Here is a 12,971-nt window from a genome sequence, read left to right as displayed (position 1 = left end):
ACCTACTTTAAATGTGTATAACCTTTTTTTTCTAATAGGATAGATTTATGTTTTTGCTTTAAAATGACTTTGCCATTTTTGCCTGCTTCCACAACCTCACCTATTTTCGTAACATTTGTATTCGTTAACTCTCCAATTTGCTGAACCTTATCCCAATCCTTTGGAGGGATTGTACCTAACAATTCAAAGTCCTCTCCACCAAACAACTTCCATTTTTCTTGTAATTCCACAGGAAATTGATTATAAGAGCTGTTTGTTGGAATTTCAGATTCATTTAATAGAAGAGTAACGTTCGAAGCTTCGGCTATTTCATTCGCCTCACTCGCTATTCCATCACTAATATCGTTTAATGTTACGCGAGCTAAGTGACCTAAACCGATTGCAAAAGAAATTCGAGGACTTGGCATTCTATGTCTATTTATATAATAAGAAGCTTCCTTATAGTTATTTGAATGGGTTAAAATATGTAACCCTGCCCCTGAGTCACCTAATGTTCCAGTTACAAAGACTATATCGCCTGACTCGGCTGTACTTCGATAGCGAGCCTTATCTTTCATCGTAAAGCCTATTACAGTAACTGAAATGCACATTTCCTTTCCCGATACTGTATCTCCACCGATTAAATCCATTTTATATGCTCGGGCTAAGTGACGCATTCCATTGAATATTTGTAACAGTTCTTCCTGTGACCAACCTTTTGGAATTACAATCGAAACAAGGTAAAATGCAGGGGTTGCTCCCATTGCCGCTAAGTCACTGATGTTTGCAGCAAGCGCCCGGTAGCCTACATGAAAAAGTGACATCGTCTCCTTTGAAAAATGCACTCCTTCGACAAATGTATCTACTGCAGAAACAATATTTTGTGATAACGAACTAAAAACAGCTGCATCATCCCCAATTCCTTTGATCAAAGATGATTGGTTGTACGTATGTTGCTTTATTGATTCTATAAAAGAGAATTCGTCCACATTAATCACCATTCTTTTTATCGACTACAACTATGATAGCAAAAAGATTTGAACTACTCCACCTTAATTCCTTACAAAAATTTTTGATGGAGATTCTTGAGTAAAGCAACCTAATGATTTCTAAAACATATATGCTTTTCTCACGCACATTTATTTAACTTTCCTAACACTAATTCGTTCCTGTGATACTATATTGGAGATTATACTGAAGGTGAAAATACTATTTTGTAAGATGAGTATGAACGCTAAAGCTACTTCCCTTATTGAGTACGATTCATCTCCACCATAACCCTATTTCGCCTGAGGAGGAATCTTCTCTCCTAATTAAGTCAAAATGGGAAAACTTTTTTGAGGGCAGTAGCGAAGGTTTATCTATGTAATAAGCTTTCTGAAAGATAATTTATAGTATTGCTAAATGAATGCTATAAATCAAAAAAACATGATTCATTTTCTGGAATCATGTGTCTAATAGCTAATATAATATGTAAATGGCGGTCCGGACGGGACTCGAACCCGCGACCTCCTGCGTGACAGGCAGGCATTCTAACCAACTGAACTACCGGACCAATAATAATATATGTTGAAAACCTAACAGGTACATTAATCCAGTACTTCTAGCTTCAACTTATTTCAAGTTATTTTTTTTGGTTGCGGGGGCAGGATTTGAACCTACGACCTTTGGGTTATGAGCCCAACGAGCTACCAGACTGCTCCACCCCGCGATATGTTGATCTTCCTAATTCAATTGGAAAATCATATAAAAACTTGCCTGGCGGCGTCCTACTCTTGCAGGGGCAAAGCCCCAACTACCATCGGCGCTGAAGAGCTTAACTTCTGTGTTCGGCATGGGAACAGGTGTGGCCTCTTCGCTATTGCTACCAGACAATATAATTATCACCCAAGTGAACCTCAAGAAAATCAGTGACAACCAATATTATAATCGTTTTTGAAAAAAAATCAAGTATAAAGTTGGGTTTTTATAAGGTTTATACCTTAAAAACTAAATAAGAGAAAACAAGACATCAAATAAAGAATTTAGTTAAGTCCTCGATCGATTAGTATCCGTAAGCTCCACGTGTCACCACGCTTCCACACCGAACCTATCAACCTCATCGTCTCTGAGGGATCTTACTCACTCGAAGTGATGGGAAGTCTCATCTTGAGGGGGGCTTCATGCTTAGATGCTTTCAGCACTTATCCTTTCCACACGTAGCTACCCAGCGATGCTCCTGGCGGAACAACTGGTACACCAGCGGTGTGTCCATCCCGGTCCTCTCGTACTAAGGACAGCTCCTCTCAAACTTCCAACGCCCACGACGGATAGGGACCGAACTGTCTCACGACGTTCTGAACCCAGCTCGCGTACCGCTTTAATGGGCGAACAGCCCAACCCTTGGGACCGACTACAGCCCCAGGATGCGATGAGCCGACATCGAGGTGCCAAACCTCCCCGTCGATGTGAACTCTTGGGGGAGATAAGCCTGTTATCCCCGGGGTAGCTTTTATCCGTTGAGCGATGGCCCTTCCATGCGGAACCACCGGATCACTAAGCCCGACTTTCGTCCCTGCTCGACTTGTAGGTCTCGCAGTCAAGCTCCCTTGTGCCTTTACACTCTACGAATGATTTCCAACCATTCTGAGGGAACCTTTGGGCGCCTCCGTTACCTTTTGGGAGGCGACCGCCCCAGTCAAACTGCCCGCCTGACACTGTCTCCGAACCGGATCACGGTCCTGGGTTAGAATGTCCATACAGCCAGGGTGGTATCCCACGGATGCCTCCACCGAAGCTAGCGCTCCGGTTTCCAAGGCTCCCACCTATCCTGTACAAGCTGCACAGACATTCAATATCAGGCTACAGTAAAGCTCCACGGGGTCTTTCCGTCCTGTCGCGGGTAATGCGCATCTTCACGCATAGTATAATTTCACCGGGTCTCTCGTTGAGACAGTGCCCAAGTCGTTGCACCTTTCGTGCGGGTCGGAACTTACCCGACAAGGAATTTCGCTACCTTAGGACCGTTATAGTTACGGCCGCCGTTTACTGGGGCTTCGGTTCAAAGCTTCGCCTTGCGGCTAACATTTCCCCTTAACCTTCCAGCACCGGGCAGGTGTCAGCCCCTATACTTCGCCTTTCGGCTTCGCAGAGACCTGTGTTTTTGCTAAACAGTCGCTTGGGCCTATTCACTGCGGCTCCATGTAAATGAAGCACCCCTTCTCCCGAAGTTACGGGGTCATTTTGCCGAGTTCCTTAACGAGAGTTCTCCCGCTCACCTTAGGATTCTCTCCTCGCCTACCTGTGTCGGTTTGCGGTACGGGCACCTATGATCTAACTAGAGGCTTTTCTTGGCAGTGTGAAATCCGGAACTTCGGTACTAAATTTCCCTCCCCATCACAGCTTGAAATTGCCAGACGGATTTGCCTATCTGACTTTCTCACTGCTTGGGCGCACATATCCATCAGTGCGCATTCCTTATCCTACTGCGTCCCCCCATCGCTCAAACAATCATGAGGTGGTACAGGAATATCTACCTGTTGTCCATCGCCTACGCCTTTCGGCCTCGGCTTAGGTCCCGACTAACCCTGAGAGGACGAGCCTTCCTCAGGAAACCTTAGGCATTCGGTGAAAGAGATTCTCACTCTTTTTTCGCTACTCATACCGGCATTCTCACTTCTAAGCGCTCCACCAGTCCTCACGGTCTGACTTCACAGCACTTAGAACGCTCTCCTACCATTGTTCGTAAGAACAATCCGCAGCTTCGGTGATACGTTTAGCCCCGGTACATTTTCGGCGCAGAGTCACTCGACCAGTGAGCTATTACGCACTCTTTAAATGATGGCTGCTTCTAAGCCAACATCCTGGTTGTCTGGGCAACTCCACATCCTTTTCCACTTAACGTATACTTTGGGACCTTAGCTGGCGGTCTGGGCTGTTTCCCTTTCGACTATGAACCTTATCACCCATAGTCTGACTCCCAAGTAAAAGTAACTGGCATTCGGAGTTTGACTGAATTCGGTAACCCGGTGAGGGCCCCTAGTCCAATCAGTGCTCTACCTCCAGTACTCTATTTCTTGAGGCTAGCCCTAAAGCTATTTCGGAGAGAACCAGCTATCTCCGTGTTCGATTGGCATTTCACCCCTACCCACACCTCATCCCCGCATTTTTCAACATACGTGGGTTCGGGCCTCCAGTCAGTGTTACCTGACCTTCACCCTGGACATGGGTAGATCACACGGTTTCGGGTCTACGACCGCATACTCATTCGCCCTATTCAGACTCGCTTTCGCTGCGGCTCCGTGTCTTCCACTTAACCTTGCATACGATCGTAACTCGCCGGTCCATTCTACAAAAGGTACGCCGTTACCCATTAACGGGCTTCGACTACTTGTAGGCACACGGTTTCAGGTTCTATTTCACTCCCCTTCCGGGGTGCTTTTCACCTTTCCCTCACGGTACTGGTTCACTATCGGTCACTAGAGAGTATTTAGCCTTGGGAGATGGTCCTCCCGGATTCCGACGGAATTCCACGTGTTCCGCCGTACTCAGGATACACTCCGGAGGGAATTCTTTTTCAACTACAGGGCTGTTACCTTCTGTGGCTGACCTTTCCAGGTCGATTCATTTAAAGAATTCCTTGGTAACTCCGAGTGGAGTGTCCTACAACCCCAGAAAGCAAGCTTTCTGGTTTGGGCTCTTTCCGTTTCGCTCGCCGCTACTCAGGAAATCGATTTTTCTTTCTCTTCCTCCGGGTACTGAGATGTTTCAGTTCCCCGGGTCTACCTCATGCACCCTATGTATTCAGATGCATGTACTGTTCCATTACGAACAGTGGGTTCCCCCATTCGGAAATCCCCGGATCAAAGTTTACTTACAACTCCCCGAGGCATATCGGTGTTAGTCCCGTCCTTCATCGGCTTCTAGTGCCAAGGCATCCACCGTGCGCCCTTATTCACTTAACTAAGTTACAGTAAATAAGCGTACTAATTTATTAGCCTTGCTTTTATTTAAAAATATTGATGTCGTTGTTACTCTTATTTAGTTTTCAAGGTACAAATAGAGAGATTTACTCTCTCAAAACTGAACCAAACAACACAGTATGTCCTTCCTACCCGAAGGTAGGGTTCCGTAATAATCCTTAGAAAGGAGGTGATCCAGCCGCACCTTCCGATACGGCTACCTTGTTACGACTTCACCCCAATCATTAGTCCCACCTTCGGCGGCTGGCTCCAAAAGGTTACCTCACCGACTTCGGGTGTTACCAACTCTCGTGGTGTGACGGGCGGTGTGTACAAGGCCCGGGAACGTATTCACCGCGGCATGCTGATCCGCGATTACTAGCGATTCCGGCTTCATGTAGGCGAGTTGCAGCCTACAATCCGAACTGAGAATGGTTTTATGGGATTGGCTTGACCTCGCGGGTTCGCTTCCCTTTGTTCCATCCATTGTAGCACGTGTGTAGCCCAGGTCATAAGGGGCATGATGATTTGACGTCATCCCCACCTTCCTCCGGTTTGTCACCGGCAGTCACCTTAGAGTGCCCAACTGAATGCTGGCAACTAAGATCAAGGGTTGCGCTCGTTGCGGGACTTAACCCAACATCTCACGACACGAGCTGACGACAACCATGCACCACCTGTCACTCTGTCCCCGAAGGGAAAACTCTATCTCTAGAGGTATCAGAGGATGTCAAGACCTGGTAAGGTTCTTCGCGTTGCTTCGAATTAAACCACATGCTCCACCGCTTGTGCGGGCCCCCGTCAATTCTTTTGAGTTTCAGCCTTGCGGCCGTACTCCCCAGGCGGAGTGCTTAATGCGTTAACTTCAGCACTAAGGGGCGGAAACCCCCTAACACCTAGCACTCATCGTTTACGGCGTGGACTACCAGGGTATCTAATCCTGTTCGCTACCCACGCTTTCGCTCCTCAGCGTCAGTTACAGACCAGAGAGTCGCCTTCGCCACTGGTGTTCCTCCACATCTCTACGCATTTCACCGCTACACGTGGAATTCCACTCTCCTCTTCTGTACTCAAGTCCTCCAGTTTCCAATGACCCTCCACGGTTAAGCCGTGGGCTTTCACATCAGACTTAAAAGACCGCCTGCGAGCGCTTTACGCCCAATAATTCCGGACAACGCTTGCCACCTACGTATTACCGCGGCTGCTGGCACGTAGTTAGCCGTGGCTTTCTGGTTAGGTACCGTCAAGGTTGGGTCAGTTACTACCCAACTTGTTCTTCCCTAACAACAGAGTTTTACGATCCGAAAACCTTCATCACTCACGCGGCGTTGCTCCGTCAGACTTTCGTCCATTGCGGAAGATTCCCTACTGCTGCCTCCCGTAGGAGTCTGGGCCGTGTCTCAGTCCCAGTGTGGCCGATCACCCTCTCAGGTCGGCTACGCATCGTCGCCTTGGTGAGCCGTTACCTCACCAACTAGCTAATGCGCCGCGGGCCCATCTGTAAGTGACAGCCGAAACCGTCTTTTATCTTCTCACCATGAGATGAAAAGTGTTATCCGGTATTAGCTCACGTTTCCGCGAGTTATCCCGATCTTACAGGCAGGTTGCCCACGTGTTACTCACCCGTCCGCCGCTCATTCCATAAACATTACCCCGAAGGGTTCTGTTTATTTCCTGCGCTCGACTTGCATGTATTAGGCACGCCGCCAGCGTTCGTCCTGAGCCAAGATCAAACTCTCCATAAAAGTTTGTAATACTTAGCTTTTGTAGAAGCTGACTTCTACTTGTTTTAAAAAGAAAAACGAGTTTCCTTTTTCTTGACATACTGGTTGTTTTGTTCAGTTTTCAAAGAGCAAATTTGTTTGTCGTTCTTTTGAAGCGACTTTATTAATATATCATGTCTTTCAATTTGTTGTCAATAACTTTTTAAAATATTTTACTTTCGAAATATTTCTTCGTTTTCGACAACTTTTATATCTTATCATCTTCGTGAAAAAATGTCAACATCTTTTTTCAAAAAAGATAAATGGGCCTGAGTGGACTCGAACCACCGACCTCACGCTTATCAGGCGTGCGCTCTAACCAGCTGAGCTACAGGCCCATATTGGTAAGTTGGAGCGGGTGAAGGGAATCGAACCCTCATCATCAGCTTGGAAGGCTGAGGTTTTACCACTAAACTACACCCGCATAATAAAATGATTTTTCATACATACATTACTGGTCGGGAAGACAGGATTCGAACCTGCGACCCCTTGGTCCCAAACCAAGTGCTCTACCAAGCTGAGCTACTTCCCGTTATGGCGCGCCCGAGAGGAGTCGAACCCCTAACCTCTTGATCCGTAGTCAAACGCTCTATCCAATTGAGCTACGGGCGCAGAAAAAATCTATCAGATAAATGATGCGGTCGAGAGGACTTGAACCTCCACGGGTTATTCACCCACTAGGCCCTCAACCTAGCGCGTCTGCCATTCCGCCACGACCGCAAAAACAATAGATTAATGAAATGGTGAGCCATGAAGGATTCGAACCTTCGACCCTTTGATTAAAAGTCAAATGCTCTACCGACTGAGCTAATGGCTCATGATTGAAATATCACTATCCTGTTTTGAAGTAGCAATATACTTATTTTATAGAAAGGAATAAAAAAATACTATTTAATGAAATAGTATTAACTTCTTCTTTTATAAATAAAATTGGCTGGGCCACTAGGATTCGAACCTAGGGTACACGGGATCAAAACCCGATGCCTTACCGCTTGGCTATGGCCCAACTTGTGGCGGTCCGGACGGGACTCGAACCCGCGACCTCCTGCGTGACAGGCAGGCATTCTAACCAACTGAACTACCGGACCAAATGATTTTATTTTTTAAAGAAATGATGACCCGTACGGGATTCGAACCCGTGTTACCGCCGTGAAAGGGCGGTGTCTTAACCGCTTGACCAACGGGCCATTTTGAAATGGCGGAGAAGGAGGGATTTGAACCCTCGCGCCGCTTACACGACCTACACCCTTAGCAGGGGCGCCTCTTCAGCCACTTGAGTACTTCTCCGGATGGCTCCACAGGTAGGATTCGAACCTACGACCGATCGGTTAACAGCCGATTGCTCTACCACTGAGCTACTGTGGAATAATATTGATGCACTTATGTACTTCACTGAATTAAGTATCCTTCACCTTTGATAAGGCTCATTTTCTCTCAAAGCAAAACCAGGAATAATTACAGCGACGTTGAATATCATACAACAACTTCTTTTAGTTGTCAAGGACTTTCTAGAAAGTTTTTCACAATCGAAAACTGACTTATTAGCTTATTTAATTTAACATGGATGACATATTTCGTCAATGGTTTATTTTAATATTTTACAAAAGCAAACAAAATCTTTATTTAGTATATAAACGTATTAAACTTACAACTTAATACGTAGAATAATGACATTTGCAAGAAGGATACTAAACGTCACATTTTTATTTTATAGAAGTATATGTTAAGACTCCTCGGCACTTACCACACCTATATTTTTTTATATTGATACGTCTTTTTCTTTCGTATACTTGATTACATTTTTTACATCTATACTCATATTTGTACCTTTGTTCTTGTGAAGGTAGTGGACTACAGAACCTTGGAGATCCTGTTTGTTTTAGTAATTTCCTGAAATCTTCATCCCTGTGACGATAACCCTTCCCTTCTATATGAAGATGGTAATGACAAAGTTCATGTTTAATGATGCCTATAAATTCAGCTTTATCCATCTCTACCGCATACTTCGGATTTAATTCAATCACCCTTTTCGCAGGGATATATCTGCCACCTGTTGTTCTTAGTCGATGATTGAACCTTACTTCATCTATGAAAGGTTTATGAAAATAAGTAATCGAGAGTTTATTAACGATTTCATATAATTCCTTTTCATTTAATAATTCCATTTGCATAACTACCTTCTCTATATGAATAAGTCACTTTAACCCTCTTCTAATTTTAGCATAAAAATATTACTTATGCTTTATACGTATGAATGTTCTCTTTTTAACTCTCCTTCTACTATATTACTATGTTTTGTTTAAAATACCTTCCCCTATCTACCATCGCTTCTATTTTTCTCAATTAATGATTATAAATGATAATATTTACGAATAAAGAATCTTGATTAACCTTATTAAAAACAGCATATGATAACCCGTAACTAAGTATTTATTGATTTTATAAAATCCTAATTTGAAAGAGGATTAATCCTTATTTAACATGTATAAACCGTGTTTATCTAACAAACTATATTTATAGTAATCTGGTAATGATTGTGATATTATAATTATTGTATTTAACTATTCAGGAGGGATAACATGAGTGAAGAAATTAAAAAGAAAATGACTACGGCTTTTGGTGCTCCAGTACCTAATGATGATGATTCAAAAACAGCTGGTCCTAGAGGTCCACTATTAATGGAAGACTTTTGGTTTCTTGAAAAACTAGCACACTTTGATAGAGAAGTAATTCCTGAACGTCGTATGCACGCTAAAGGAGCAGGTGCTTATGGAACGTTAACTATTACAAATGATATTACGAAGTACACGAAAGCTAAGGTTTTCTCTGAAGTTGGTAAAAAGACGGATATGTTCTTACGCTTCTCAACAGTAGCTGGCGAGCGTGGCGCAGGGGATGCTGATCGTGATATTCGTGGTACAGCTATGAAATTCTATACAGAAGAAGGTAACTGGGATCTTGTAGGCAACAACACACCAGTATTCTTCTTTAGAGATCCTAAGCGTTTCCCTGACTTGAACCACGTAGTTAAAAAAGATCCGGTTACAAATATGCATAATCCACAAGCTAACTGGGATTTCTGGACTAGTCTCCCAGAAGCATTGCACCAAGTTTCAATTATCATGTCTGATCGTGGAATTCCAAAAACATTTAGACATATGAACCTGTTTGGAAGCCATACGTACAGTATGTTTAACGCTGACAACGAACGTCATTGGGTTAAATTCCATTTCTATACAGAGCAAGGTATTGAAAACTTGACTGACCAGGAAGCTGGAGAAATCCATAGTGGCGACCTTGACAGTCATACTAGAGATTTACGCGAAGCAATCGAGCGTGGCGAAAATCCAAAATGGAAAATGTACATTCAAGTCATGACAGACGAGCAAGCTAAAAACATGCCTTACAACCCATTTGACTTAACAAAAGTTTGGTATAAAGGTGACTTCCCACTTATTGAAGTTGGTGAGTTAGAGCTTAACCGTAACCCGCAAAACTACTTTGAAGAAGTAGAACAAGCAGCATTTGCTCCAACAAATATTGTACCTGGTATTGGCTTCTCACCAGATAAAATGCTGCAAGGAAGATTATTCTCTTATGGTGATGCACAGCGGTATCGCTTAGGTGTAAACCACTGGCAAATCCCTGTTAACTTCCCGAAAAATGCGGAGAACTTCCATCCATACCACCGCGATGGAGCAATGCGCATCCATCCATACCAAGGTGGACATGTATCATACAGCCCTAATAGCTATGGTCAGTGGGAAGATAGCAAAGAACACCAAGAGCCTGCACTAGAATTAGGTGGAGATGCAAACTACTGGGATTTCGATGAAGATGATAGCCTATACTATGAACAACCAGGTAAGTTATTCCGTCTTCAATCACCTGAAGCACAACAAAGACTTTTTGAAAATACCGCAAGAAACATGCAAGGTACTAGTAAAGAAGTTCAGTTACGTCATATCAACAACTGCTACAAAGCTGACCCAGCGTATGGTGAAGGTGTAGCAAATGCACTTGGCATCTCCTTAAGTGAAGTAGAAGCAGCAAGTGAACTAGAATAAAATAAAAACGTTCCTAAAACAACTTTAGGAACGTTTTTTTATTATTTATCACTTTTTACCATCGTTAAAGCGATTCTTCCTTTATTGACATCAACTTGCTCTACCCATACTGTTACGACATCTCCAACAGAAGCAATATCCATTGGGTGCTTTACAAACTTGTTTGCCATTTTTGAAATATGAACAAGACCATCTTGTTTCACACCGATATCTACAAATACTCCAAAATCGACTACATTCCTAACCGTTCCTTGCATTTCCATACCTGCTTGAAGATCTTCAAGGGCAACGACATTTTGCTTTAGTAACGGTTGTGGAAAATCATCACGCGGATCACGTTCTGGTCTGCTCAAGGCGTCCATCATATCAATCAATGTTGGCACTCCGATTTCTAAGCTTTCAGCAGTTTCTTTTTTATCCAATTCATTCATTTTTGTGCGAAGTTTCTCTGTACCAATATCCGTTAGCTCACAACTAATCATCTTTAAAAGTTTCTTTGTGTGCGCATATACTTCTGGATGAATAGGCGTTCGATCTAATGGATTATCTCCATCAATAATTCGCAAGAAACCAATTCCCTGCTCATACGTTTTTGCACCTAGTCGAGGAATTTTCTTCAATTGTTTTCGATCCGTAAATTTACCTTCTTCATTTCGCTGCTTCACGATATTAAGAGCTACTGTTTTACTCAATCCCGCAACATATTGCAGTAAAGATGCAGATGCTGTATTTACGTTAACTCCAACTTGGTTAACTGCTGTTTCTACAACAAAGCTCAGTGATTCATTAAGAGACTTCTGCGTAACATCGTGCTGGTATTGCCCCACACCAATTGATTTCGGATCTATTTTTACTAACTCTGCTAGAGGATCCTGAACACGGCGCGCAATGGATACAGCACTTCTTTCTTCTACTTGAAAATCAGGAAACTCCTCACGGGCTAATGCAGATGCAGAGTAAACACTAGCCCCCGCTTCATTCACAATAATATAAGGAATGCTCAAGCTATTGTTTGTGATTACATCAGAAATAAATTGCTCTGTTTCACGTGATGCGGTTCCATTACCAATAGCGATAAGCTCCACTCCATATTTACGAATAATGCTCATCACTATTTTTTCTGCCCCAACAACATCATTCCTTGGTGCAGTTGGGTACATAACACCTACTTCATGAACCTTTCCAGTCTCGTCAACAACAGCTAACTTACAGCCCGTTCGAAAAGCCGGGTCAACACCAAGCACCGTTCTGCCTTTTAATGGTGGCTGAAGCAATAGATTTTTCAAGTTTACGGAAAAAACCTCAATTGCTTGATCTTCGGCCTTTTCTGTTAAGCTGTTCCTAATTTCTCGCTCCACCGATGGCTGAATTAATCGCTTATAACTATCCTCAATAGCAGCTTCTAAAATCGCTGCTAATGCAGTGTCCGCACTTCGTTTAATTACTTTATTTTGTAGAAACTGGACGATCCGCTCTGCCGGTGCCTCAATTGCCACTCTTAGAACGTCCTCTTTTTCGCCACGATTTAATGCCAGAATACGGTGTGATACAAGCGAACGAACTGCTTCACTGTAAGCATAATACATTTCATAAACGCCTTTTTCATCCTTCTCGGCATTTTTTACTTCTGCCTGGATAGTACCGCGTTTAAATGTTTCCTCGCGAATGTAGTCGCGGTATGCAGCATCATCTGAAATCCATTCCGCTATAATATCATTCACTCCAGCTATCACATCTTCTTGTGTATGTAATTCATACTCCTCTGAAAGATATTTCGCAGCCTCTTGCTCGATGTTGAAAGGCTCTTGATTCCAAATCAACTCTGCTAAAGGCTCTAATCCTTTCTCCTTAGCAATGGTAGCTTTCGTTCTACGCTTTTGTTTATATGGTCGATATAAATCTTCGACACGCTGTAATTGTGTAGCTTGCTTAATTTCTTTCTCTAGTTCTTCTGTTAATTTGCCCTGTTCCTCAATAATGCGAAGCACTTCTTGTTTTCTATCAGAGAGATTAACAGCATAATGCCATTTATCCTGCACAGCTTTAATTTGTACCTCATCAAGACCACCAGTAACTTCTTTACGATATCTCGCAATAAAAGGAACTGTGTTACCTTCATCTAATAGCTCAATTACTTTTTTTATTGTCGCTGTATTCACTTCTGTTTCCTTAGAAACCCATTTTATAAGATTGCCATCTAACTGATCTGCCACAGTTGTTCC

The 12,971-nt window shown here is 43.3% G+C and carries 4 protein-coding genes, 13 tRNA genes and 3 rRNA genes; 1 reads left to right on the top strand and 19 read right to left on the bottom strand.

What is annotated here, in order from left to right; translation table 11 throughout:
• Positions 1–2 precede the first annotated feature (2 nt).
• The 18 genes from thiL to MHH64_RS06435 all read right to left on the bottom strand — a co-directional run bounded on the left by thiL (position 3) and on the right by MHH64_RS06435 (position 8,847).
• Positions 3–968: a thiamine-phosphate kinase gene (gene thiL / locus MHH64_RS06520; protein WP_095314470.1), complete on the bottom strand. Its 966-nt coding sequence runs from the start codon at positions 966–968 to the stop codon at positions 3–5.
• Positions 969–1,457: 489 nt separating this feature from the next.
• Positions 1,458–1,534, bottom strand: a tRNA-Asp gene (locus MHH64_RS06515).
• 79 nt (positions 1,535–1,613) lie between these two features.
• Positions 1,614–1,690 (bottom strand) — tRNA-Met (locus tag MHH64_RS06510).
• 45 nt (positions 1,691–1,735) lie between these two features.
• Positions 1,736–1,851, bottom strand: a 5S ribosomal RNA gene (gene rrf / locus MHH64_RS06505).
• A 152-nt stretch (positions 1,852–2,003) separates the two neighbouring features.
• Positions 2,004–4,922 (bottom strand): 23S ribosomal RNA (locus tag MHH64_RS06500).
• Between the two features lie 180 nt (positions 4,923–5,102).
• A 16S ribosomal RNA gene (locus MHH64_RS06495) occupies positions 5,103–6,664 on the bottom strand.
• Together the 16S, 23S and 5S rRNA genes with 13 tRNA genes alongside form the textbook arrangement of a ribosomal RNA operon.
• A 282-nt stretch (positions 6,665–6,946) precedes the next feature.
• Positions 6,947–7,020, bottom strand: a tRNA-Ile gene (locus MHH64_RS06490).
• 12 nt (positions 7,021–7,032) lie between these two features.
• Positions 7,033–7,106, bottom strand: a tRNA-Gly gene (locus tag MHH64_RS06485).
• Between the two features lie 31 nt (positions 7,107–7,137).
• Positions 7,138–7,214, bottom strand: a tRNA-Pro gene (locus MHH64_RS06480).
• 3 nt (positions 7,215–7,217) lie between these two features.
• Positions 7,218–7,294: transfer RNA gene (locus MHH64_RS06475), tRNA-Arg, on the bottom strand.
• A gap of 24 nt (positions 7,295–7,318) precedes the next feature.
• A tRNA-Leu gene (locus MHH64_RS06470) sits at positions 7,319–7,402 on the bottom strand.
• 21 nt (positions 7,403–7,423) lie between these two features.
• Positions 7,424–7,499, bottom strand: a tRNA-Lys gene (locus MHH64_RS06465).
• 114 nt (positions 7,500–7,613) lie between these two features.
• Positions 7,614–7,688: transfer RNA gene (locus MHH64_RS06460), tRNA-Gln, on the bottom strand.
• A gap of 5 nt (positions 7,689–7,693) precedes the next feature.
• Positions 7,694–7,770: transfer RNA gene (locus tag MHH64_RS06455), tRNA-Asp, on the bottom strand.
• Between the two features lie 27 nt (positions 7,771–7,797).
• A tRNA-Glu gene (locus tag MHH64_RS06450) sits at positions 7,798–7,869 on the bottom strand.
• A gap of 9 nt (positions 7,870–7,878) precedes the next feature.
• Positions 7,879–7,969 (bottom strand) — tRNA-Ser (locus tag MHH64_RS06445).
• 3 nt (positions 7,970–7,972) lie between these two features.
• A tRNA-Asn gene (locus tag MHH64_RS06440) sits at positions 7,973–8,047 on the bottom strand.
• Positions 8,048–8,385: 338 nt separating this feature from the next.
• Positions 8,386–8,847 carry a SprT family protein gene (locus MHH64_RS06435; protein WP_340002900.1) on the bottom strand — a complete coding sequence of 154 codons (462 nt, stop codon included), beginning with the start codon at positions 8,845–8,847 and terminating at the stop codon, positions 8,386–8,388.
• A 414-nt stretch (positions 8,848–9,261) separates the two neighbouring features.
• Here MHH64_RS06435 and MHH64_RS06430 point away from each other — a divergent pair, with 414 nt between their 5' ends.
• Positions 9,262–10,749 carry a catalase gene (locus MHH64_RS06430; RefSeq protein WP_118889729.1) on the top strand — a complete coding sequence of 496 codons (1,488 nt, stop codon included), beginning with the start codon at positions 9,262–9,264 and terminating at the stop codon, positions 10,747–10,749.
• Positions 10,750–10,790: 41 nt separating this feature from the next.
• Here MHH64_RS06430 and MHH64_RS06425 read toward each other — a convergent pair whose 3' ends face one another.
• Positions 10,791–12,962, bottom strand: coding sequence for a Tex family protein (locus tag MHH64_RS06425; protein ID WP_340002899.1), 2,172 nt, complete (start codon positions 12,960–12,962; stop codon positions 10,791–10,793).
• Positions 12,963–12,971 lie beyond the last annotated feature (9 nt).

Origin of the sequence: Oceanobacillus sp. FSL K6-0127, assembly GCF_037983385.1 — a bacterium.
In the GTDB taxonomy this organism is placed as follows: domain Bacteria; phylum Bacillota; class Bacilli; order Bacillales; family Amphibacillaceae; genus Oceanobacillus; species Oceanobacillus profundus.
The sequence above is the reverse complement of the archived record's forward strand: the minus strand, read 5'-3'. Positions and strand labels throughout refer to the sequence as shown.

Coding starts and splice junctions, on each gene's coding strand:
- MHH64_RS06430 (WP_118889729.1), top strand. CDS start 9,262: ATGAGTGAAGAAATTAAAAAGAAAATGACTACGGCTTTTGGTGCTCCA.
- MHH64_RS06435 (WP_340002900.1), bottom strand. CDS start 8,847: ATGGAATTATTAAATGAAAAGGAATTATATGAAATCGTTAATAAACTC.